Annotated in this window: 17 protein-coding genes, 1 tRNA gene and 3 pseudogenes; 14 read left to right on the top strand and 7 right to left on the bottom strand. The window is 43.2% G+C overall.

Annotation, left to right across the window (positions count from 1 at the left end):
- Nucleotides 1–344: 344 nt before the first annotated feature.
- Nucleotides 345–1,676 carry a murein transglycosylase D gene (mltD, locus tag Xmir_RS06210; RefSeq protein WP_099113525.1) on the bottom strand — a complete coding sequence of 444 codons (1,332 nt, stop codon included), beginning with the start codon at nt 1,674–1,676 and terminating at the stop codon, nt 345–347.
- Between the two features lie 72 nt (nt 1,677–1,748).
- Entirely contained in the window at nt 1,749–2,504 is a 756-nt protein-coding gene (gene gloB / locus Xmir_RS06215) for a hydroxyacylglutathione hydrolase (protein WP_099113526.1), read from the bottom strand.
- Between the two features lie 51 nt (nt 2,505–2,555).
- Between gloB and Xmir_RS06220 the strand changes: the two genes are divergently transcribed.
- The gene (locus Xmir_RS06220; RefSeq protein WP_099113527.1) at nt 2,556–3,275 is read left to right on the top strand and encodes a methyltransferase domain-containing protein; all 720 of its coding nucleotides are present in this window, start codon (nt 2,556–2,558) and stop codon (nt 3,273–3,275) included.
- A 4-nt stretch (nt 3,276–3,279) separates the two neighbouring features.
- On the opposite strand, the gene rnhA is transcribed toward Xmir_RS06220, so the two are convergent.
- A complete protein-coding gene (gene rnhA, locus Xmir_RS06225) occupies nt 3,280–3,750 on the bottom strand; it encodes a ribonuclease HI (protein WP_099113528.1) in 471 nt (156 codons plus the stop codon).
- Between the two features lie 63 nt (nt 3,751–3,813).
- Between rnhA and dnaQ the strand changes: the two genes are divergently transcribed.
- The 4 genes from dnaQ (at nt 3,814) to Xmir_RS06245 (ending at nt 5,547) form a co-directional block, all read left to right on the top strand.
- Nucleotides 3,814–4,563: a DNA polymerase III subunit epsilon gene (dnaQ, locus tag Xmir_RS06230; RefSeq protein ID WP_099113529.1), complete on the top strand. Its 750-nt coding sequence runs from the start codon at nt 3,814–3,816 to the stop codon at nt 4,561–4,563.
- Nucleotides 4,564–4,700: 137 nt separating this feature from the next.
- Nucleotides 4,701–4,777: transfer RNA gene (locus Xmir_RS06235), tRNA-Asp, on the top strand.
- Nucleotides 4,778–5,038: 261 nt separating this feature from the next.
- Nucleotides 5,039–5,293: a YoeB-YefM toxin-antitoxin system antitoxin YefM gene (gene yefM, locus Xmir_RS06240; RefSeq protein ID WP_047961408.1), complete on the top strand. Its 255-nt coding sequence runs from the start codon at nt 5,039–5,041 to the stop codon at nt 5,291–5,293.
- Nucleotides 5,293–5,547 carry a Txe/YoeB family addiction module toxin gene (locus Xmir_RS06245; RefSeq protein ID WP_099113530.1) on the top strand — a complete coding sequence of 85 codons (255 nt, stop codon included), beginning with the start codon at nt 5,293–5,295 and terminating at the stop codon, nt 5,545–5,547. The genes yefM and Xmir_RS06245 overlap by 1 nt, the downstream gene beginning before the upstream one ends.
- 64 nt (nt 5,548–5,611) lie before the next feature.
- Here the strand turns inward: Xmir_RS06245 and Xmir_RS06250 are convergent, their stop codons facing one another.
- Entirely contained in the window at nt 5,612–6,157 is a 546-nt protein-coding gene (locus Xmir_RS06250; protein WP_099113531.1) for a GNAT family N-acetyltransferase, read from the bottom strand.
- Nucleotides 6,158–7,247: 1,090 nt separating this feature from the next.
- Between Xmir_RS06250 and tkt the strand changes: the two genes are divergently transcribed.
- The 4 genes from tkt (at nt 7,248) to fbaA (ending at nt 12,948) form a co-directional block, all read left to right on the top strand.
- Nucleotides 7,248–9,242, top strand: coding sequence for a transketolase (gene tkt / locus Xmir_RS06255; protein WP_099113532.1), 1,995 nt, complete (start codon nt 7,248–7,250; stop codon nt 9,240–9,242).
- Between the two features lie 311 nt (nt 9,243–9,553).
- Nucleotides 9,554–10,573, top strand: coding sequence for an erythrose-4-phosphate dehydrogenase (gene epd, locus Xmir_RS06260; RefSeq protein WP_099113533.1), 1,020 nt, complete (start codon nt 9,554–9,556; stop codon nt 10,571–10,573).
- A gap of 74 nt (nt 10,574–10,647) precedes the next feature.
- Nucleotides 10,648–11,814 (top strand): phosphoglycerate kinase, encoded by a 1,167-nt coding sequence (gene pgk / locus Xmir_RS06265; protein ID WP_099113534.1) that lies wholly within the window; start codon nt 10,648–10,650, stop codon nt 11,812–11,814.
- 57 nt (nt 11,815–11,871) lie between these two features.
- Nucleotides 11,872–12,948 carry a class II fructose-bisphosphate aldolase gene (fbaA, locus tag Xmir_RS06270; protein ID WP_099113535.1) on the top strand — a complete coding sequence of 359 codons (1,077 nt, stop codon included), beginning with the start codon at nt 11,872–11,874 and terminating at the stop codon, nt 12,946–12,948.
- A 447-nt stretch (nt 12,949–13,395) separates the two neighbouring features.
- Here the strand turns inward: fbaA and dtpB are convergent, their stop codons facing one another.
- Nucleotides 13,396–14,862: a dipeptide/tripeptide permease DtpB gene (gene dtpB / locus Xmir_RS06275; protein ID WP_099113536.1), complete on the bottom strand. Its 1,467-nt coding sequence runs from the start codon at nt 14,860–14,862 to the stop codon at nt 13,396–13,398.
- A 690-nt stretch (nt 14,863–15,552) separates the two neighbouring features.
- Between dtpB and Xmir_RS06280 the strand changes: the two are divergent.
- Both Xmir_RS06280 and Xmir_RS06285 read left to right on the top strand, forming a co-directional pair.
- Nucleotides 15,553–16,932: pseudogene (locus Xmir_RS06280) on the top strand (PTS transporter subunit EIIC); the annotation flags it as partial.
- A gap of 129 nt (nt 16,933–17,061) precedes the next feature.
- Nucleotides 17,062–18,453: pseudogene (locus tag Xmir_RS06285) on the top strand (glycoside hydrolase family 1 protein); the annotation flags it as partial.
- Nucleotides 18,454–18,624: 171 nt separating this feature from the next.
- Here Xmir_RS06285 and hpaC read toward each other — a convergent pair.
- Entirely contained in the window at nt 18,625–19,143 is a 519-nt protein-coding gene (gene hpaC, locus Xmir_RS06290; RefSeq protein WP_099113539.1) for a 4-hydroxyphenylacetate 3-monooxygenase, reductase component, read from the bottom strand.
- A 21-nt stretch (nt 19,144–19,164) separates the two neighbouring features.
- Nucleotides 19,165–20,727 (bottom strand): 4-hydroxyphenylacetate 3-monooxygenase, oxygenase component, encoded by a 1,563-nt coding sequence (gene hpaB / locus Xmir_RS06295; RefSeq protein WP_099113540.1) that lies wholly within the window; start codon nt 20,725–20,727, stop codon nt 19,165–19,167.
- A 257-nt stretch (nt 20,728–20,984) separates the two neighbouring features.
- On the opposite strand from hpaB, the pseudogene Xmir_RS06300 reads away from it, so the two are divergent.
- The 3 genes and pseudogenes from Xmir_RS06300 to Xmir_RS06310 form a co-directional block, all read left to right on the top strand.
- Nucleotides 20,985–21,110: pseudogene (locus Xmir_RS06300) on the top strand (transposase); the annotation flags it as partial.
- A 108-nt stretch (nt 21,111–21,218) separates the two neighbouring features.
- The gene (locus Xmir_RS06305) at nt 21,219–21,479 is read left to right on the top strand and encodes a type II toxin-antitoxin system ParD family antitoxin (protein ID WP_099113541.1); all 261 of its coding nucleotides are present in this window, start codon (nt 21,219–21,221) and stop codon (nt 21,477–21,479) included.
- Entirely contained in the window at nt 21,469–21,771 is a 303-nt protein-coding gene (locus tag Xmir_RS06310) for a type II toxin-antitoxin system RelE/ParE family toxin (protein WP_099113542.1), read from the top strand. Before Xmir_RS06305 ends, Xmir_RS06310 begins: the two co-directional genes overlap by 11 nt.
- Nucleotides 21,772–22,044: the final 273 nt, after the last annotated feature.

A 22,044-nucleotide genomic window follows, 5' to 3' on the forward strand; every position in this document is an offset into this window, starting at 1 on the left:
TCAATATTATTACATTTTGAAATTTTTACTTCATTTGATATTTATTATTGAAAATCACATAGACGTAATAACCTTATTCCAATTTACTATAAGCATCAATAATATTATACAAAACAGATGGAATATAAAATATACGCTGATCTAGGTCACATATTCAAAGTGTTGTTCTTTATATGTGCTCTCTATTTTCAATGCGAAGAGAAACCTTAAATGGCAATGGTAGAAGTTCAATGTCGGGTTTGTCATCAAACTCAAGATGTATTCCTAGTTGCGCCTGCTAAGACGGAATAAAATAACTCCCCATCCAAAAGGACAGGGAGCCATGCTGGAGAGAACAAACTTACTTAATTAAGATAAAGCGTTAGCGCTATACCGGGTTTCATCTCTTTGATTTTGATGTTTTTATTCCAACTCATCAGATCATTAATATTCACGCCGTGGAGTTTGGCGATGCTAAAAAACGAATCACCTTTGCGTACATGATAGGTAACAGGGCTGCTGTTATCGACTTTCAATACCTGCCCAATCTTGAGTCGATGAGCTGTTTTCAAGTTGTTCAATCTTTGCAACTCCTGATGAGTTGTATTGAAGCGTTTTGCAATCGCTGACAGTGTATCTCCGGCACGAACCTTATATTGGCTTTGTTGCTGTAGCTGGTGAGTATTGTGAGCGACAGACAGCCGAATATTTTCCAAAACGCTTTCATCAGCCAATGAAGTCTTAAACTGGTTAACGCTCTTTTGTGGCAGCATGATGTAATGCGGCCCATGAGGAGAAGTTATCCCTTGTTTATAACCCGGGTTATATGCCCTGATTGATGACAATGATAATCCAGATAGTTCAGCCGCTTGTGACAACGTGATTTGTTGCCCTACCTCAACCTTAGCCAATGCTTTCTGGTTGTTAGGTTTTGGCAACTTGAAAGCATATTTTTTGTCATGACGGATAATGTTACTTAGCGCCAATATTTTTGGAACGTAGTGCATTGTTTCACGTGGCAGCGACAATGACCAAAAATCAGTTGGCTTTCCTTTTGCCTGATTATCTTTGATTGCACGTATCACCCGGCCTTCGCCACTATTGTAAGCGGCGATGGTGAGTAACCAGTCTCCATTGAACCGCTTGTTCAGATACTCAAGCATATCAAGTGCGACTGTTGTTGAAGCTGCAATATCGCGTCGGCCATCGTACCATTTATCCTGTGTCAGGCCGTAGTGGCGGCCGGTACTTGGGATAATCTGCCATAAACCAGCCGCCTGGGCATAAGAGGTGGCATGGGGATTAAAAGCACTCTCCACTATGGGCAGCAGAACCAGTTCCATTGGCATATTTCGTTCGTCAAGCTGCTCAACTATCCAATAGATGTACGGTTCTGCCCGTAACGTCACATTTTGGAGATAGCTCTTGTGTTTCAGGTAGTCATTTTGTTGTTCGCGCACCCTGCTGTTATCAGGAATGTCCATCTTCAACTCATCACGGATATGTCCCCACAAATCTTGTTGGGTTGTCGGACTCACCTTCCAGTTTGCAGAATCCTCTGGCTCTGCAATACCGTCTGTTTTCTGATTCGTCGAAGACATCTTCTGTATATGCTGCTGGGAAGGAGTCTTTTGTTGCAGACTCGATTGACAACCGGCAAGCAGAACAGAGGCGAATAAGATCGCTTTTGTCTTCATGTTCTCTTTTGATGTTTGCCTAAAAGGTGAGCGATGATACTGACCAATCACGCAGAAGACAACCCAACAAAATTAAAATTGATCTTTATAAGTTCTTAACTGCTGAAAAACAGAAGAAAGTGGCATTGAATTCGGTTTGATGCCGATATTTTTTTGTAAATCAATGTGGTGACAATTTAAGAAAACATTAATTTTTTTCTCTGTTTGTAAAGTTGTGGGAACTGTTGCCTGATGATTTTCACGTAACTTAAGTATCTTTTTAGCATAATCATGAACAGTTTGATTTTCAGGTAATACTGTTTTTGCAAATGCCATATTTGCTGCGGTATATTCATGAGCACAGCAGATCAATGTGTCATCGGGTAACGATGAAATTTTCTCAAGGGAAGAGAACATCTGTTCGGCTGTACCTTCAAATAACCGCCCGCAACCGCCAGAAAAGAGAGTGTCTCCACAAAATAGATAGGGGGCCTGATAGAATGCAATGTGACCAAGTGTGTGGCCTGGCAATTCCATAATACGGAAAGAAAACCGTTTAATATCAATAAGGTCATTATCGTGAACAATATGGGTTGCCCCTTTGTTTTGTGTTTCTTCAGGGCCATATACAGGTAATCCGGGATGTTTTATGAGCAAACCCGGCACACCGCCAACATGATCATGGTGATGATGTGTCAGCAGTATCGCCAAAGGAATAAGTTGATTTGCTGCTAGAATGTCAATGACAGGCTGTGATTCTGCGGGGTCGATAATGACACAATGCTTGTCTTCATCACAAAGTAACCAAATGTAGTTATCTGAAAGGGCCGGGATCCTGATAAGCTCCATTGTATGCCTCATTTTCGTAGTAGGTTTATCATAGATTGAAAGGAAGATGACATGCGTTCAGCACGTTCGATCAAACAAATCATCCCTCCTGTTTCTTGGGTTGAGTTACCGTGGGGAGAATATTACCGCGTTGCTCTGGAACGTCAATTGGAACTATGGTGGCCAAAAATATTTGGCTTTCATTTATTGAAAGTCGGCAACTTAAGTGCGGAAATTGACAGTCGTTCCTGTTTGATAAGCCATCAAGTCAACATTGGATTACAGGGGGAAAATCTGAATGTGATAACTGATCCCCATTATCTTCCTTTTGCAGCTAAATCTGTTGATGCTTGCTTGTTGGCACATATGCTGACTTATAGCATTGATCCTCATTGGTTGTTGCGAGAAGTGGATAGAGTGATGATCGATGATGGTTGGTTGATTATCAGTGGCTTTAATCCGATAAGTATATTAGGGGTAAGAAAAATAGTTGCGCCCATCTGCCGTTGGCAGCCTTGCCGTGCCCAAATGTTTTCTATGTTTCGCCAATTGGATTGGCTTCGCCTTTTAAACTATGAAATTGTTCATCATGCTAATTTTCATGTTTTGCCATGGCAAAATAGAGGACATTTTTATCACTCAATTGAATTGATGTTTGGGTGTTTGAGTGTCATTATTGCCCGCAAGCGGACAATCCCCCTGACGTTAAACCCCATGCGGGCAAGGTTGTTAAAACCGAAATTCAGTAATGCGTTAGGGGCGGTGAAAAATTTTCACCGACGCTATTATTAACGGGTTAATTTTCACTTTCGATATAGCCATTATCGGTTTGAGTAGGGCTATTAGCGGCTGTGCGGGCAAGTTCATCACATAACTCATTTTCCCGATGTCCAGCATGGCCTTTGACCCACCTCCAGTCAACATCATGGTGAGAGATGGCCTCATCGAGTCGCAGCCAGAGATCAACATTGATGACAGGAGATTTATCTGCTTTTTTCCAGCCCCGTTTTTTCCAGTTGTGGATCCACTGGGTGATTCCCTGACGTACATATTGGCTGTCAGTTGTCAGGATAACGGTGCAGGGGTGTTTGAGGGCTTCAAGCCCGGCAATGGCGGCCATTAACTCCATGCGATTGTTGGTAGTGCGGAAATAACCTTTGCTCAGCATTTTTTCAATCTGTTGGTAACGGAGCAGAACGCCATATCCTCCGGGGCCGGGATTACCGAGGCAAGAACCATCGGTGAAAATTTCTACCTGTTTGTTCATCTTTGGTAGACTCTTCCTATATCATCTTTAATCAAAACTCTAAGTCTGACACAAAAAAACACTATGAGCACTGCAATTACCCGCCAAATCGTTCTCGATACCGAAACAACAGGTATGAATAAGTTAGGTGTTCACTATGAGGGACACAACATCATTGAAATTGGTGCAGTGGAAGTGATTAACCGTCGTCTGACGGGGCGTCATTTTCATATTTACATTAAACCGGAACGTTTGGTTGATCCGGAAGCGTTTGAAGTTCACGGCATTAGTGATGAATTTTTGCAGGATAAACCGAAATTCGCCGATATTGCTGATGAATTCATTGAATTTATTCGTGGGGCTGAACTGATTATCCATAACGCAACGTTCGATATCGGTTTTATGGATTATGAGTTCGGTAAACTGAAACGTGATATTCCCCCGACTGCTGACTTCTGTACGATCACCGATAGCTTGATGTTGGCAAGGAAACTTTTCCCCGGCAAGCGTAATAATCTTGATGCGTTGTGTGATCGTTACCATATCGATAACTCAAAACGCACTCTCCACGGGGCATTGCTTGATGCCGAGATTCTGGCTGATGTTTATCTGGCGATGACCGGCGGCCAGACATCATTGGCTTTTTCGATGGAAGGGGAAGTGTCAGGTAGCTCCCAGATTGCAGAAATCCAAAAAATTACGCGTCCTCAGGCTGGTCTGAGAATTGTCTATGCTTCTGATGAGGAATTAATTCAACATGAATCCCGCCTGGATTTAGTGGAAAAGAAAGGGGGAAGCTGTCTTTGGCGTTCAAAACCTGAACAATTGCATTGACAAAACAGTAGCAAGACGGGAAAAATGCCTTATTAAGGCGAAAAACTGTGCAAGTGAACCATTTTGTTATAAAAAGTGATTGACGGATGACGCTCCGGCTCGTATTATCCACCCCGTTCTCAACCAGAACGCCATGCGGTGCGGTAGTTCAGTTGGTTAGAATACCGGCCTGTCACGCCGGGGGTCGCGGGTTCGAGTCCCGTCCGCACCGCCAGAATTTATAAGCCCTGAGTTTTTAACTCGGGGCTTTTTCTTTTTCCGCGAAAATACATTCGTGAAAAACACTCGTTAAAAATACATCCTCTAAAGTAGATAAAAAAGCTCAATCTTGGAACGTTGAGTATTCATTCTTTCATGATTTATTGTTGAATTATCACCCCACAAATGTTGACTAAAATATATCCGTACAATATATTGTACAATTGAGTTGGTTGATTAGTGTGCATTGTCAACAAATTGAAATGGGGCAGTCATAATGAAAGTCTTAACCTATAGTGAAGCCAGACAACATCTTTCCGAAACTATGATCAGCGTAGTCAATGATTGTAGCCCTGCCATTATTACCCGAAAAAATGGGGAAAGCTGTGTATTGATGTCTTTGTCTGATTATGAATCCTTGCAGGAAACGGCGTATTTAATGCGTTCGCCCAATAATGCAAATCGGTTAATGGATTCAATCGCAGAATTACGTTCAGGAAAGGGACTGGTTAAGGAATTGGATTTAGATTGATGAAAATCACCTTTTCCGGTCGTTCTTGGGAAGATTATCTTTACTGGCAACAAACAGATAAGGTAATACTGAAACGTATTAATCAGCTTATTAAAGACATACGCCGCCACCCTTTCGAAGGTATTGGTAAACCAGAGCCATTAAAATATAATTTGGCCGGATTCTGGTCGAGGCGTATCACTGAAGAACATCGTTTGGTGTATTCGGTTGAAGAAGATCAAATAATGATTGCAGCCTGTCGCTACCATTATTGATAGATGCCCTGAGTTTTTAATTCGGGGCTTTTTCTTTTTCCGCTTCTCACAGACGATCAACACTTCAAATTAACTTATAAAAATACGTCGTTCCTGATAATTCACCGTTGGAATTAAGGGCGAAATTCGGAATTTGTCCGACTTCAATGAAACCGAGTTTTCGATACAACGCTGAGGCTGGATCATTCGTGCGTGTATCCAAGACCAACAAACTACGTTGATACTGTTTTGCCAACCGTTCGAGTTCTTCCATCAACATTCTGCCAATTCCGCGTTGGCGGCAGGTGGTGTGTACCATCAATTTTTCCACATCGGCACGGTGTAACCCATTCTTTTTTTTGCAGAGGGAAAGTTGTACTGAGCCTGTGATATTTTCACCTTCCAGCGCAACCAGTAACAGACGATGGCCGGAAGTGAGTTCGGTTTCTACACTTTGCCAGTATTGTGCTGCTTCGTTTTCTGTCAGCGGTGAAATAAAGCCGATGGAAGCATCACTTTCGACGCAATTTTGCAGTAAGTGAATAAGACCATCTTTTTTGGTATTGATAGTGTCTGATTGGATTATGGTAAGTGTTGATGTTGAATCGGATGTTATGTTTGATTTGGGCATAGGTAGTTAGCTTTCGGATAGAAATAATCTAATAATATAGAGATGTATTAATATCAGGTACATAGGTTTTTATACAACTATTTTTTGTTTTTTTATCGTGACTATTAACGCTTGAAAGTTATCCGTTAATAGTCACGTAATATGGTGCGGTTTATATTTTCATTTTTGATGAAGTAAATATTGTTATTCTGGTTTATGGTCTGGGTTTTATTTTTTGATTATTTGATCCTCTGGATTATAATTGAATGTGGCATCTCCTTTGTAATCAGTAGGAAGTACTATTCTTTTTTTATTGTTGCTTCAAATTGCTTTTTTTATCACCCAATAATTAATGTTTATTGGTTTGATGTCTTTTGGTAATTATTTTGTTTATCAGTGTAGTAACTGGGTTTTTATATCGCAGTGATAATGGAGGGGTAATTATTTTTAGGATTTATAATTCCATTCTGGATGTTTTATCGAGTTTTTATCTATTCTGTCAGAATAAATTGGGTGATAATGTTTAACTAATATGTTATATGAAATAAATTTACAATAAACTTTATTAATAATCTTTTTTGGGGGATATTATAATAAGGTCTGATAATGTAATTAATAAAAAATTAATATCATTCAGGGTGATATCACTGAGATCGCTTTGGAGGTCATTCATTCGGGTTTGTTAGCCAATCAAAAATATATTGCACGTGAATCTGGTTTGTTTTGATGATGAAAATTATGAAATCTACCGTTCTTTGAATGAGTAAATATTTTTAGGCAGCGGTGATTATCACTCTTATATCATGATACTGGCTTGGCAGAAAAACTCGCTTTTTTGGTCTTGATTAACTTGTTAAGTATCGTGTCTAATAATCACTTTCTTATTGCGCAAATCACGGTGAGAAACTATCTCCTGTTTGCGCAAATTCACCCTCGGTTGTACGCATTGGCCTGAGAATGCGCCTAAACAACGGGGTAAATCAAAGAATTTTTGCCAAAAGGAAATTAAGATAGTTTCCCTTAATCTGGCATTAATGATTGCGGTTTGTATGCTGCGCTGCGAAAATTAGTTCTTAGTTCACTAACGCTTTTATCCGACTTGGAGTAAAGAATGACCACTCGTAAAACCCTTGCTAATGCTATCCGCTTCTTGAGCATGGATGCTGTGCAGAAAGCAAAATCAGGGCATCCTGGCGCACCAATGGGAATGGCTGACATTGCCGAAGTGCTGTGGCGCGATTATCTGAACCATAACCCTTCTAATCCTAATTGGGCTGATCGTGACCGCTTCGTGTTATCCAACGGCCACGGCTCCATGCTGATTTACAGCTTGCTGCACCTGACAGGTTATGATGTTTCCATCGATGATTTGAAGAATTTCCGTCAACTGCATTCCAAAACCCCTGGTCACCCAGAATATGGCTATACGGCAGGCGTAGAAACGACCACTGGCCCGCTGGGACAGGGTATCGCTAATGCCGTAGGATTTGCGATTGCAGAACGTACACTGGCAGCACAGTTTAACCGTCCTGGTCATGATATCGTCGATCATTACACTTATGTGTTCATGGGTGACGGCTGCATGATGGAAGGGATCTCTCATGAAGTGTGCTCTTTGGCAGGTACGCTGAAACTGGGCAAATTGATCGCTTTCTATGATGACAACGGTATCTCGATTGATGGTGAAGTTGAAGGCTGGTTTACTGATGACACCGCAGCACGCTTTGAAGCATACGGCTGGCATGTTATCCGTGGCGTAGACGGCCATGACTCTGATGCAATTGCAGCCGCTATCGAAGCAGCACGCAAAGAGACAGGCAAGCCATCTTTGTTGATGTGTAAAACGATTATCGGCTTTGGTTCTCCAAACAAAGCAGGCAAAGAAGAATGCCACGGTGCTCCATTAGGTGATGCTGAAATCGAAGCAACCCGCAAAGCACTGGGTTGGGAACATCCTGCGTTTGAAGTTCCTCAGGACATTTATGCTGGCTGGAATGCTCAGGAAGCCGGTAAGGCTAAAGAAGCCGCATGGGAAGAGACGTTTGCTGCCTATGCCCAGGCGTATCCTGAACTGGCGGCAGAATTTACCCGTCGCACCAGCGGTGAATTGCCAGAGAACTGGGAAGCTGAATCCAAGGCATTCATTGAAAACTTACAACAAAACCCTGCCTCCATTGCAAGCCGTAAAGCCTCACAAAATGCGTTGGAAGCGTTTGGTAAAGTTCTGCCGGAATTCATGGGTGGTTCCGCTGACTTGGCACCAAGTAACCTGACCATGTGGTCTGGTTCTAAGCCACTGAATGAAGTACAGGATGGTAACTACATTCACTACGGTGTACGTGAATTCGGTATGTCTGCCATCATGAACGGTATCGCACTGCATGGCGGTTTTGTGCCTTATGGCGCAACATTCCTGATGTTTGTGGAATATGCCCGTAATGCAGTCCGCATGGCGGCATTGATGAAAATCCGCAGCATCTTCGTTTATACCCACGATTCTATCGGTCTGGGTGAAGATGGCCCAACCCATCAGCCAGTTGAGCAAATCGCCAGCCTGCGCGTAACGCCAAACATGAGCACATGGCGTCCATGTGATCAGGTTGAATCTGCGGTTGCATGGAAATATGCGATTGAGCGCAAAGATGGCCCAACTTCTCTGATCTTCTCCCGCCAGAATCTGGCACAGCAGGCGCGTACTGCTGAGCAACTGGCGAATATTGAGAAAGGTGCTTACATCCTGAAAGATTGCGCAGGTCAGCCTGAATTGATCCTGATTGCAACAGGCTCTGAAGTTGAACTGGCTGTGAAAGCGGCTGAACAACTGAGTGCAGAAGGCCGTCAGGTTCGCGTTGTTTCCATGCCATCCACTGATGCTTTCGACAAGCAGGATGCGGCTTACCGTGAAGCAGTACTGCCTGCGGCGGTTTCTGCTCGTGTTGCCATCGAAGCGGGTATTGCTGATTACTGGTTCAAATACGTTGGTATCAACGGCGATATCGTCGGTATGAATACCTTCGGTGAATCAGCACCTGCTGATGCTCTGTTCAAAGAGTTTGGTTTCACTGTTGAAAACGTAGTTTCTAAAGCAACCGCTCTGCTGAAATAACCGGCAAATTATTTTCTTAAGCGCATTCGAATCAATTTTGGAGCGAATGCGCTCTTTTTTTATTCAATTTTTCCTCTACAGTGTGATGAATGGCACTTGCCATTATGCTTTTTTTCTCGTAATCTGCTTTTATAGTAGCTGAACCGTTTCAGTTTGGTGCGTAAAATCCATAAATTCAGTGCGTAAATCAGAGTGAAAAAATGTCTTGTCTGTCACAATCTGGTTAATTTTGTGATGAATTATCCGTACAAGCCGCAGTTGCTCAGTTATCCTAAGCGGTTGCATGACTACAGAGACATTCAGGGAGTAACATGACTATCAGGGTAGCGATTAACGGTTTTGGGAGAATAGGGCGCAGTGTCTTGCGTGCTATTTACGAATCCGGGCGTCGGGCTGAAATTTCAGTGATCGCTATCAATGAATTAGCAGATGCGGAAGGCATTGCTCATTTATTGAAATACGATTCCAGTCATGGGCGTTTTGCATGGGATATACGCCTGAATAATGATTTATTGCAAGTAGGAGATGACAGTATTCGGCTGTTTCATCAGCAGGATATTTCAGCTTTGCCGTGGAAAGATCTGGGTATTGATATCGTGCTTGACTGCACGGGTAAGTATGGCGATCGGGCAGATGGAAAAGCTCATATTGCCAGTGGTGCCAAAAAAGTCCTGTTTTCTCATCCGGGAGGAAATGACTTGGATGCAACCGTGGTATATGGTGTCAATCACCATTCATTGGTTGCGGAAGATCGCATTGTTTCCAATGCGTCCTGTACAACAAACTGCATCATTCCCATCATAAAAGTGTTGGATGATGCGTTCAATATTGAATCTGGCACGGTGACAACCATCCATGCGTCGATGAATGATCAGCCAGTGATTGATGCGTATCACCGTGATTTACGTCGAACCCGGGCGGCCAGTCAATCCATCATTCCTGTTGATACAAAACTGGCGGCGGGCATCACTCGTATTTTCCCCAAATTCAGTGATCGGTTTGAGGCGATTTCTGTACGAGTGCCCACGATTAACGTGACAGCCATTGACTTAAGCGTGACAGTCCGCGCCGCAGTGAAAGTTTGCGATGTGAATCGGCTCCTGCAAAAATCAGCTCTCAGAGAGTTTCATGGTATAGTGGATTACACTGACTTGCCGTTAGTTTCAACGGATTTTAACCACGATCCCCACAGTGCCATTGTTGATGGAACACAAACGAGGGTCAGCGGTAATCACCTGATCAAAACCCTCGTATGGTGTGATAATGAATGGGGCTTTGCTAATCGCATGATTGACACGGCGCTGGCAATGGCCGCAACCGGTTTCAAATAATCATTTGTTATGCCACAGACGGTACATAGCAGAAGATTGAGTAATTTTATAAAGAATCAATGAGAGGATTCACCATGTCTGTAATTAAGATGACTGATTTAGATCTGGCGGGTAAACGCGTATTGATCCGTGCTGATCTGAATGTGCCTGTAAAAGATGGCAAAGTGACTTCTGATGCACGTATCCGTGCGTCTTTGCCGACGATTGAGGCTGCGTTAAATCAGGGAGCCAAAGTCATGGTTACTTCTCACCTGGGACGCCCGACTGAAGGAGAATACAACGAAGAGTTCTCACTGAAACCTGTCGTTGATTACCTGAAAGAAGTACTTTCTTCTCCTGTTCGTCTGGAAAAAGAGTATCTGGATGGTGTTGAAGTGTCGGAAGGCGAATTAGTTGTTCTGGAAAACGTTCGCTTCAACAAAGGTGAGAAAAAAGACGATGAAACATTATCGAAGCACTATGCAGCACTGTGTGATGTGTATGTAATGGACGCTTTTGGTACAGCTCACCGTGCTCAGGCGTCAACTCACGGCGTTGCTAAATTTGCCCCGATTGCCTGTGCTGGCCCGCTGCTGTCCGGTGAGCTGGAAGCGTTGGGTAAAGCGCTGCATAACCCGGCTCGTCCAATGGTGGCGATTGTGGGGGGATCTAAAGTCTCAACCAAACTGACTGTGCTGGATTCACTGTCCAAAATTGCTGATCAACTGATCGTGGGTGGCGGTATTGCCAATACTTTTGTTGCCGCAGAAGGGCATAATGTTGGTCGTTCACTGTACGAAGATGATTTGATCCCAGAAGCGAAAAAACTGCTGGAAAGCTGTGATATTCCAGTTCCTACTGATGTTCGTGTTGCGACGGAATTTTCAGAAACTGCGGAAGCGACGCTGAAATCGACCAGTGAAATTAAAGACGAAGAACAAATCCTTGATTTGGGCGATGCGTCTGCTGAACGTCTGGCTGCAATCCTGAAAGATGCCAAAACCATTCTGTGGAATGGCCCTGTGGGTGTTTTTGAATTCCCTAACTTCCGTAAAGGAACCGAAATTGTTGCCCGCGCGATTGCTGAGAGCGATGCTTTCTCTATCGCAGGGGGTGGTGATACGTTGGCAGCAATCGACCTGTTCGAAATTGCTGACAAAATCTCTTACATCTCTACTGGTGGTGGTGCTTTCCTTGAGTTTGTTGAAGGCAAAAAACTGCCAGCCGTTGTGATGCTGGAAGAACGTGCTAAAAGTAACTAAGTTGTGCTAGCAGGCAGTGTTTGCTGCCTGTTCAATATCAATACAGGACCACGTAACATGTCTAAAATTTTTGATTTCGTAAAACCGGGTGTCATCACTGGTGATGATGTTCAAAAAGTCTTTGCCGTCGCTAAAGAAAACAATTTCGCATTACCAGCGGTTAACTGTGTCGGTACTGATTCCATCAACGCAGTGTTAGAAACGGCGGCAAAAGTACGTGCTCCGGTCATTATCCAGTTTTCCAACGGCGGTGCGTCTTTCGTTGCCGGCAAGGGGCTGAAAGTAGAAGGCCAGCAATCGGCAATTATCGGTGCTATCTCTGGTGCTCACCACGTTCACCAGATGGCAGAACATTACGGTGTGCCTGTTATCCTGCATACCGACCATTGCGCACGTAAATTGCTGCCATGGATCGATGGCCTGCTGGACGCAGGTGAGAAACATTATGCGCAAACTGGCAAGCCTCTGTTCTCTTCCCACATGATTGATCTGTCAGAAGAATCTCTGGAAGAAAACATTGAGATTTGCAGCCAATATCTGGCACGCATGGCAAAAATCGACATGACGCTGGAAATTGAACTCGGTTGTACTGGTGGTGAAGAAGATGGTGTTGATAACAGCCATCTGGACAGCTCTTCCCTGTACACTCAGCCAGAAGACGTGGCTTACGCGTATGAAAAACTGAATGCCATCAGCCCACGTTTCACCATCGCGGCCTCTTTCGGTAACGTTCACGGTGTATACAAACCCGGTAACGTTAAACTGACACCAAAAATCCTGCGTAACTCTCAGGACTACGTTTCTGAGAAATTCAACCTGCCACACAACAGTCTGGACTTCGTTTTCCACGGTGGTTCCGGTTCTACCGCAGAAGAGATTCAGGAAGCAGTCAGCTACGGTGTAGTAAAAATGAATATCGATACTGATACCCAGTGGGCAACTTGGGAAGGTATTCTGAATTACTACAAAAAGAACGAAGGCTATCTGCAAGGTCAGTTGGGTAACCCAGAAGGTGCGGACAAACCTAACAAGAAATTCTATGATCCACGTGTTTGGTTGCGTGCGGGTCAGGCTGCTATGATTGTTCGTCTGGAACAGGCTTTTAAAGAGCTGAATGCGGTTGATGTGCTGTAATGGCACTAAATTAGCACTGTAGTCGGTAGTTATAAACTGCACCTGATTTTGAGGTGCAGTTTAGGATATATGGATTATAACGATATCTTTCCGGTATAAGTGACACGGCTGACTGAGGCTTGTTGTAATATTCAATCTTGATGTAGAAATCAAGACATATCGCGGTATTAATTTCCTGAGCACCGCCGACGGAATTTCATAATTCTCTGCATAACGATTATTAACTCTTTTGATATTATTGGTATCAAACTGGTTATAACTATTATTATGATAAACATTACCCTGAGTATTTTTGGGAGCAGTTTGAGAGTAAATTATTAGATTAACAGGTTAACGAATAAAAAAGGATATTTTATTTTTCACTGATTATGTGGAAAAACAGTTTCCGCTCGTGATCTTAATGACCAGCAAGCGGAAAATGTGTTTAAGCCAGCAGAATGAGAGCGATTACGCCTTCACGTCTTCTTTCATAATACGGTTCAACCATGGCACCATAAAGGCCATAATGATGGCGATGACTAGTGTGGCGATACCGATTTTACCAAATACGCCAGTATAAATTGGCAGGGTTTGCAGTGGATCACTCACACCTTTTGGTGTAGCAGTGAAGGTTGCCACATAACTACCCAATACTGAAGCCGCAGCTTGTGACAGGAACCACATGCCCAGAATAAATCCAGTCAGATAGCTGGGAACAAATGTTGCCACCATCACCAGCCCCAAGGCACTAATCATTAATTCGCCTACACTCTGGAACAGATACACGAGTACGATAAACCAGGGAGATGTAATGCCATTCTCATCGGCAAATAAGCCGGAGGCTGCGGCGGTCAGGAAGCCCAGAGAGCACAGGAACATGCCGAAAGTGAATTTCGTTGGCATCGAAAAATCTTTACCTTTAGCTCCCAGTCGAGTGTAAACCACTGCCAGAATAGGGCTAACAATAATGATCCAGAATGGGTTTAGTGCCTGGAAACTGATGGGATTGATATCAAAACCCAGAATCTGGTGATGAACGTTGTTGATTGCAAAGAAGTTGAGGGAAGTCGGCATCTGGCTATACAGGATAAAGAACACGATAGCCTGAAGCATCAGAACAAATGCCACGAACATTTTATTGCGGCCGATTTTGTCCTGTTTGAATGCCTGCCAGAAGAAAATTATGACAACAACGGCAGAAATCGTTGCCAGCGCAATATTGGCAATTTTGATGTTGTGCAATAACCATGCACAGATGCCAATCATTGCCACTGCACCAATCAGCACTAAAAACAGAGTCATATAATTTATTGGTGCATGGTCAGGTTCTGAACCGATATTATGTACCATGCGACGGCAAGCAATATAAACCAGCAGAGCAATAATCAGGCCAATACCACAGATATTATAGGTGAGAGCATAACCATATTTTTCAGCAATGACAGGAGCGAGGGAGAGGGAAACCAGGGAACCGAGGTTGATGGACATATAAAATAGCGTAAATGCACCATCTAAACGCGGGTCTTGTGGCGGATAACACTTTGCCAGCAGGCTGGCAGGGTTGGCTTTGAAGAGGCCATTACCAACAGCGACGGTTCCTAAGGCATAGAAAATCAGCTCAGGTTCTATGATGGAAAGGCCAATCATAAAGTAGCCGATTGCCAGTATAATGGCACCCAAAACAATTGTTCGCTTTGTCCCAAGTAAGTGATCTCCGACATAACCACCGATGGAAATCAGACCGTAAACCAGTGCGGTAAATGCACCAAAAGTAATAAATGATTCTGCTTCTGAAAAACCAAGCTTTTGCACGAAGTAAACGGCAAGAATGCCTTGAACGCCGTAGTAACCAAATCGTTCCCACAATTCAACAAAAAAGATCATGAAAAAGGGTTTCGGTTGATCCCATAAACCGACCGGGGCGGTTTTACTCATAGTGAATGCCTCTGTTAGCTATCATTCCGATGGGCAATACATCCAGATGATTATACTGTTGTTAACATATTTGTAACGTAATGTATCGCACGGGTTGTGATTTTGTTTATTTATTCAGGGTGATCGTGAAGCGAGGGAGGTTAATATACCGATATAATATCTTCTCAACGGTTGATCACAGTAACGTAAAAAAGTAATACCAGATTTGGCAGAATATTCACTAAATTAATATCAAAAATTATTAATAAGAGATTTGTATGTTCGTAAATGAATCAACTTGATTGTCATTTAACCTAATTCATTTGTTTTTTGCCAGAAAATGGTAGATGGAAGAATAGTAGACATAAAATTGAATCATAAATATCTATATATTAATTTTTTGTTATGTCTTGATGGTTTATTTCTGGTATTCATATTAATCTGAATTTTGGTTAAGTCGCCACTAAAATATCCATTATCCATTCCTGTTTCTTATAATAACGGTGTCTTTCGGCCGAAATTTTTGTTCTTGGAACAGGCACTTAGTTCAATCTTTTATCCAGAATTTAGGTTATTTAATGTAACCCCGCGATCACAATCACACTTCTATTTTTTGTAAATTGAGTGATAAATAAAAGTAACTAAAATCAGAAAACAGATCATGACTGCTCTGTACTCAATATAAGCTATGGCGAAAGTGGGGGAAACAGCATGAAGTACCAGCGACTGGCCCGGGAAATTATTGCAGGTGTTGGTGGGCAGGAGAATATTGTCAGTCTTATCCACTGTGCAACACGGCTGCGATTTAAACTGCGGGATAGTACCCTTTCTGATGCCGGCAAGATAAAAGCTCTGTCAGGTGTCATGACGGTTGTTGAAAGCGGGGGCCAGTTTCAGGTCGTCATTGGTAATGAAGTGGGCGATGTTTACCAGACTATTCAACAAGTGTTGACTCCTCCTGATAAGATGGAAGTAACAACAGACTTCACTGACAAGAAAGACAGCCTTTTTAACCACTTCATTGATATTGTTTCCGGTATTTTCACCCCATTTCTGGGTGTTATGGCGGCGGCGGGTATTTTAAAGGGATTGCTTGCGGTTGCTATTACACTGAAATGGATGTCTCCTGAGAGTGGAACTTATCATGTCTGGTATGCAGCCAGCGATTCTTTGTTTTATTTTTTCCCTCTGTTGCTCGGTTATACAGCGGGTAAAAAATTTGGTGGCAATCCCTTTATTACGATGGGAATTGGGGGGGCATTAGTCCATCCCCTGATCATTTCCTCCTTTGATGTATCCATGGTTGGTGGGGGCACAACGGAATATTTTATGGGTATTCCACTCTCATTCCTGAATTACAGCTCTTCCGTGATCCCCATTATTTTTGCTTCCTGGATTAGCTGCAAAGTTGAAAAGAAACTGGATGCTTATCCCCCCGCCATAATCAAAACCTTTGTGACTCCTCTTGTTTGCCTTATGTTGATTGTCCCGATTGTGTTTCTGGTTATCGGGCCAACGGCTACGTGGTTAAGCCAGTTGTTGGCGCATGGCTATCAGTCTGTTTATGAGTTTGCTCCGGCACTGGCAGGGGCGATTATGGGAGCTGTTTGGCAAATTTGTGTCATCTTTGGCCTGCATTGGGGATTTATTCCTCTTATAATTAATAACTTAACCGTAATGGGGCACGATACGTTAACGCCTTTGCTGCTTCCCGCTGTGATAGGGCAAACGGGGGCGGCGTTTGGCGTATTCCTGCGTACCCGTGATGCGAAATTGAAAATGTTGGCGGGCTCGGCTGTGACCTCCGGTATGTTTGGTATTACTGAACCCGCGGTTTATGGCGTGACTTTGCCTTATCGGCGACCATTTATTTTTGGCTGTATTGCCGGGGCAATAGGTAGCACGGTGATTGGTTATTACCAAAGTGCTGTCTATTCGATGGGGTTGATCAATATTTTTACTTTCACCCAGATTATTCCACCAACGGGTATCAATAATACGGTGTGGGGAGCGGTTATTGGTACTGTGCTGGCTTTTGTCATCTCAACTTTATTGACATGGTTGTTTGGGCTTCCGGCGTCCAGCAAACTCTCCGCAAAAGAAAATAAAGATGAAAAATGTCATTGATCCCGTTGTTTGCCATTGATCCCGTTGTTTACCATTGATCCCGTTGTTTACCATTGATCTATTGTTCACCACGTGCCCAAAGAGGAGATTCGCATGAAACCGTTCCCAACACATTTTCTATGGGGAGGTGCAGTTGCTGCCAATCAGGTTGAAGGTGCTTATTTAACCGATGGAAAAGGGCTTTCGACATCTGATGTTCAACCACAGGGCATTATGGGGCCTGTAATTGAGCGAGAGCCTGATGATACGCAGAATCTTAAAGATATTGCCATCGATTTTTATCATCGTTACCCCGAAGATATCGCTCTGTTTGCGGAAATGGGTTTTACCTGCTTGCGTACCTCTATTGCCTGGAGTCGAATTTTTCCACAAGGTGACGAAACACAGCCCAACGAAGCAGGGCTGGCATTCTATGACAAGCTATTCAATGAAATGGCGAAATATGGAATTAAGCCATTGATCACGCTGTCCCATTATGAGATGCCATGGACACTGGTCAAAAAATACGGAGGGTGGGGTAATCGCAGGCTGATCGACTTTTTTGAGCACTACGCCCGCACAGTTTTCACCCGTTACCAGGAAAAAGTGAAATTGTGGCTGACGTTCAATGAAATCAATATGTCACTACATGAACCATTAACGGGTGTCGGGTTGCCTAAAACCAGCACACAATCAGAAATCTATCAAGCCATTCATCATCAATTAGTTGCCAGCGCCCGTGTGGTGAAATTGTGCCATGAAATTATCCCTGACGCCAAAATTGGCAATATGTTGTTGGGAGGGTTGATGTATCCATTGACATGTAAACCCGAAGATGTACTGGCAACTCTCCAGCAAAATCAAAAATGGCTGTTTTTCGGTGACGTACAGTGTCGTGGTGCTTACCCGGGCTATATGCTGCGCTATTTTCGCGAAAATGGTATTGAACTCACGATGACTGAACAAGATAAACATGAGATGAAAAATACGATTGATTTCATCTCATTCAGTTATTACATGAGTGGCTGTACATCGGGGGATGACTCTGAGTACCAGAAACAGCAGGGTAATGTCCTGAATATGATCCCGAACCCACATCTCTCCAGTTCAGAGTGGGGGTGGCAGATAGATCCGGTTGGTTTGCGCACGTTACTTAATTTATTGTGGGATCGTTATCAAAAGCCACTGTTTATTGTTGAGAATGGCTTGGGAGCCAAAGATACCGTGGAAGCCGATGGCAGTATTCAGGATGATTATCGCATTCATTATATTAATGACCATCTTGCCCAGGTCAGAGAGGCGATTGACGATGGTGTAGATGTCATGGGATATACCAGCTGGGGACCAATTGATCTGGTCAGTGCCTCAAAAGGCGAGATTGCCAAACGTTACGGATATATCTATGTTGACCAGAATGAGCAGGGAACAGGAACACTGGAGCGACGCCGTAAAAAGAGTTTCTACTGGTATAAACAGGTCATTGAGACGCAAGGTGGTAGTTTGAAAGGTGATCGTAGTTTGAAAGGTAATAGTAGTTTGAAAGGTAATAGTAGTTTGAAAGGTGACAGTTTGATCTGAGTTTGTCTCTTTTTTCAAATTGATGAAGGCTCCTTGATAAAGAACCTTCATCTTAAGAGGCTATGATGAGTATGATTTTGTTTCAAAAATGATTTTATTTTAAGCCGTTATTGCCATGTTTTCATCCATTACAGGGTGAAAACCGCGTTTAAAGTAAATCAGTCCATGGCCTTTTTCCTGAACAATGATCTGTTTTATTTCCACCAGATAGACATAATGAGTGCCGACTTCCTGTATTTGCTCAATGCGTCCTTCCAGATTGGCAAGCGTCTCTTGTAGCTGTGGTTGCCCCAACACTCCGGTGTTCCAAATATCCCATTTGAAGCGATCTTCCATACTGACACCGGTCATGCCAGCGAAATGGCGAGCCATTAGCTCTTGTTCATGATTCAGAATATTGACACACAGATTGCCATTTTCCTGAAATACCGGGTTCATGGCGCTATTACGATTAATGCACACCATTAAAGTCGGAGGTGTATCTGTCACAGAGCACACCGCCGTTGCAGTCATACCGCAGCGCCCTGCCGGGCCATCCGTGGTGATGATATTCACCGCAGCGGAAAGGCTTGCCATCGCATCTCTGAAACGCAGGCGATGTTCATTTTCTACAGACATAATAGACCTCCTGCTACCGATTTATTTCAGCAGCTTATCTAACAAGTTAATATCACGGTTATTGTGTAAATGGGGTCTGGTCCAGCCATTCAAATCATAGTCAGAGAGACAGCGATCCACCAATTCCGTCATTTTCTTCATATTACCGGAACCATAAGCATGACGCAGACATTGCAGGCGAATTTCGTCCTGGCTACCGGCATAATTAATTTCATATAATTCATGGCGACCGCCGAATTCACTGCCAATGGCGTCCCACATTAATTTTAAAATCTTAATTCGTTCTACATGGTCAATCCCATTAGATCCACGAACATATTTCTCAAGATACTTATTAATCTCAGGGTTATTCATATCACGCACACTGGATGGCAAATAAATCAAGCCACTGGTGACATTACTTTCAATAATATTCTTGATTTTCGTGTAAGCCATCGGAGCCATCACGCGATAAGTCTGAATCGCTTGGGTATCCGGCAGATAAGCGCCATTTTCCCACGGCTTGGCTTCTGCCCACATCGCATCTGTCAGTGACCAGAACAGATTGCGCCATGCGACGACTTCCCCCAGATCGGCCTGAACACCACGGAAATCCACAACACCAGTGCATTCAAGACTCTTTTGCAACAACGCTGTAATGAAGTCCAGCTTAACGGCAAGACGCACACAGGCTTGCATAGGGAACAACCGGGCAAACCCGCTTTGTACTGCCCAGTTACGGGCACGATCAAAATCGCGATAAATTAACACGTTTTCCCATGGAATTAATACCTTATCCATGACCAAAATGGCGTCATTTTCATCAAACCGACTGGAAAGGGGGTAGTCAAAAGGTGTTCCGGTCGCGCCAGCCACCAATTCATAAGAAGCGCGAGAAATTAATTTCACGCCATCGGCATCCATGGGCGCGACAAACATCAGGGCAAAATCGGGATTATCCCCGATAACTTGTGCTGAACCAAAGCCGATGAAATTATAGTGAGTCAGTGCAGAGTTGGTGGCGACGACTTTGGCACCACTGACAATAATTCCGGCATCTGTCTCTTTTTCTATCTGAATAAAAATATCTTTGACTTGATCTGCTGGCTTATGGCGATCAATAGGGGGATTAACAATAGCATGGTTGAAATAGATGCAACTTTCCTGAATGCGTTTATACCAACTACGGGCATTATCAGCGAATTGCCCATAATATTCAGGATAAGCCCCCAATGAGCAGCAGAATGCGGCCTTATAATCGGGCGAGCGCCCCATCCAACCGTAATTTTGCCGTGACCATTCCGCAATAGCATCGCGTTGTTGTCGGATGTCATCAGAACTGGTAGCAAAACGGAAGAATTTGTGAGTATAGCCATCATTGCCAGTATCGGTATTCCAACAGAGTACATCATGAGTTTCCGGTGCATGGAGGGCATCGTATAGTTGACCAATTGAGGCAGCCGCATTACGGAAAGCAGGATGCGTTGTAACATCTTTGACTCGTTCACCATAAATATAAATTTCACGGCTATCTTGAAGTGAACTCAGATACTCTTTGCTGGTGAATGGGCGTTTTTGGTCGGCACGTAAGTCTTCTAGTTTCATGGCTACCTCATCATCCGAAAAATCCCCTTATTTTGAATTGTTATCCATATGGGGAGCAGGTGTTAATTTTATGTTTCTTTCATTGTCTGATTGAAGCGATTAAAAGGCTTCTCTTGAAGAGACTTTCGGAAGGTTTGCGGGTACTTTTCGGTGAATGAGAATAAATTGTTATGAAAGTGTGATCAGTTTGGTGTTTTGAAGAGAGGAAACCCACATTTTAATATCTCCAATGGATTTTATGATGCCAAAGGGATGCGCGGGATATTGCCAGTGCTTTCAAAGAAATGTATGACGCGGAGGTTTCACCATCACTGATTGCCAAAGTCACCGATGCGGTGAAAGAGCAGGTCACTGAGTGGCAGAATCTCCCACTGGACAGCCTGTAGCTGTGATACCGGTATTTATAGATCAGTTGCTGGGTTGCTAACATTGTTTGTAAGAATATGTCTTATACTATAGAGTATTCATCAACGATATAAGTGAGGTGCATTATGGCTACTCGTACAATGACAGTAGATACTGGTGAAGAACTGCGAAGATTCGTAGAAAGTCTGGTTGAATCTGGTACTTACAAAACAAATAGCGAGGTTGTTCGGGAGGGATTACGCCTGTTACAGGAAAAGCAAGCTGAGTCAAAATTGGAAGTGCTTCGCCAATTAATAGATGAAGGCGATAACAGTGGTAAGGCTGTCATTTGGGAGCTTAATACTTTCCTTACCAATGTGAAAAGTAAAATACACAATGCTCAGTAAGACATTTTCTCTCAAGCCTAAAGCTGTTCAAGACTTAGAAGCTATATTTGATTACTCTTATCAAGAACTTGGTCTGAAGAAAGCAGAACAATATATTAAAGATATTGATAGTGCTTTCCACATGCTTTCTGGTTCGCCCGGAATAGCTCGAAGTTGTAACCGTATTCGACCTGGATTAAAGGCATTTCCAATAGCTTCACACATTATTTTTTTTCGTCTAGTGGAAGATGGGATACTTGTTATAAGAGTTCTGCATCAATCTATGGACTATAGCCGCCATATTGATAATTAATTGTAGCTACTTGCAGTTGAAGTGAGTGATTTTGCAATCATCATCCAGGGTAGATGATTAAATGATACCTATCAGGGATGATTGCGCTTCCTTTGAGAGTTACAGCTTGTATTATCCATCTGACCCTGTTTCTAAATTTGTGTAATTGCCTGTTTCGATTATGTTTAACTAATCAACCCGAATTCTGCTTAAGCCATCACTGGAAGATCTTCTTCTGAGTAGAAAACTTTAAGTGATGGTTTTTTCAATTTAAGGCAGTAAGCAATGACTGCC

The sequence above is a fragment of the Xenorhabdus miraniensis genome (assembly GCF_002632615.1).

Bases quoted from the DNA above. Each gene is read 5' to 3' on its own strand.
- mltD (WP_099113525.1), bottom strand. From the start codon at position 1,676: ATGAAGACAAAAGCGATCTTATTCGCCTCTGTTCTGCTTGCCGGTTGT.
- gloB (WP_099113526.1), bottom strand. From the start codon at position 2,504: ATGGAGCTTATCAGGATCCCGGCCCTTTCAGATAACTACATTTGGTTA.
- Xmir_RS06220 (WP_099113527.1), top strand. From the start codon at position 2,556: ATGCGTTCAGCACGTTCGATCAAACAAATCATCCCTCCTGTTTCTTGG.
- rnhA (WP_099113528.1), bottom strand. From the start codon at position 3,750: ATGAACAAACAGGTAGAAATTTTCACCGATGGTTCTTGCCTCGGTAAT.
- dnaQ (WP_099113529.1), top strand. From the start codon at position 3,814: ATGAGCACTGCAATTACCCGCCAAATCGTTCTCGATACCGAAACAACA.
- yefM (WP_047961408.1), top strand. From the start codon at position 5,039: ATGAAAGTCTTAACCTATAGTGAAGCCAGACAACATCTTTCCGAAACT.
- Xmir_RS06245 (WP_099113530.1), top strand. From the start codon at position 5,293: ATGAAAATCACCTTTTCCGGTCGTTCTTGGGAAGATTATCTTTACTGG.
- Xmir_RS06250 (WP_099113531.1), bottom strand. From the start codon at position 6,157: ATGCCCAAATCAAACATAACATCCGATTCAACATCAACACTTACCATA.
- tkt (WP_099113532.1), top strand. From the start codon at position 7,248: ATGACCACTCGTAAAACCCTTGCTAATGCTATCCGCTTCTTGAGCATG.
- epd (WP_099113533.1), top strand. From the start codon at position 9,554: ATGACTATCAGGGTAGCGATTAACGGTTTTGGGAGAATAGGGCGCAGT.
- pgk (WP_099113534.1), top strand. From the start codon at position 10,648: ATGTCTGTAATTAAGATGACTGATTTAGATCTGGCGGGTAAACGCGTA.
- fbaA (WP_099113535.1), top strand. From the start codon at position 11,872: ATGTCTAAAATTTTTGATTTCGTAAAACCGGGTGTCATCACTGGTGAT.
- dtpB (WP_099113536.1), bottom strand. From the start codon at position 14,862: ATGAGTAAAACCGCCCCGGTCGGTTTATGGGATCAACCGAAACCCTTT.
- hpaC (WP_099113539.1), bottom strand. From the start codon at position 19,143: ATGTCTGTAGAAAATGAACATCGCCTGCGTTTCAGAGATGCGATGGCA.
- hpaB (WP_099113540.1), bottom strand. From the start codon at position 20,727: ATGAAACTAGAAGACTTACGTGCCGACCAAAAACGCCCATTCACCAGC.
- Xmir_RS06305 (WP_099113541.1), top strand. From the start codon at position 21,219: ATGGCTACTCGTACAATGACAGTAGATACTGGTGAAGAACTGCGAAGA.
- Xmir_RS06310 (WP_099113542.1), top strand. From the start codon at position 21,469: ATGCTCAGTAAGACATTTTCTCTCAAGCCTAAAGCTGTTCAAGACTTA.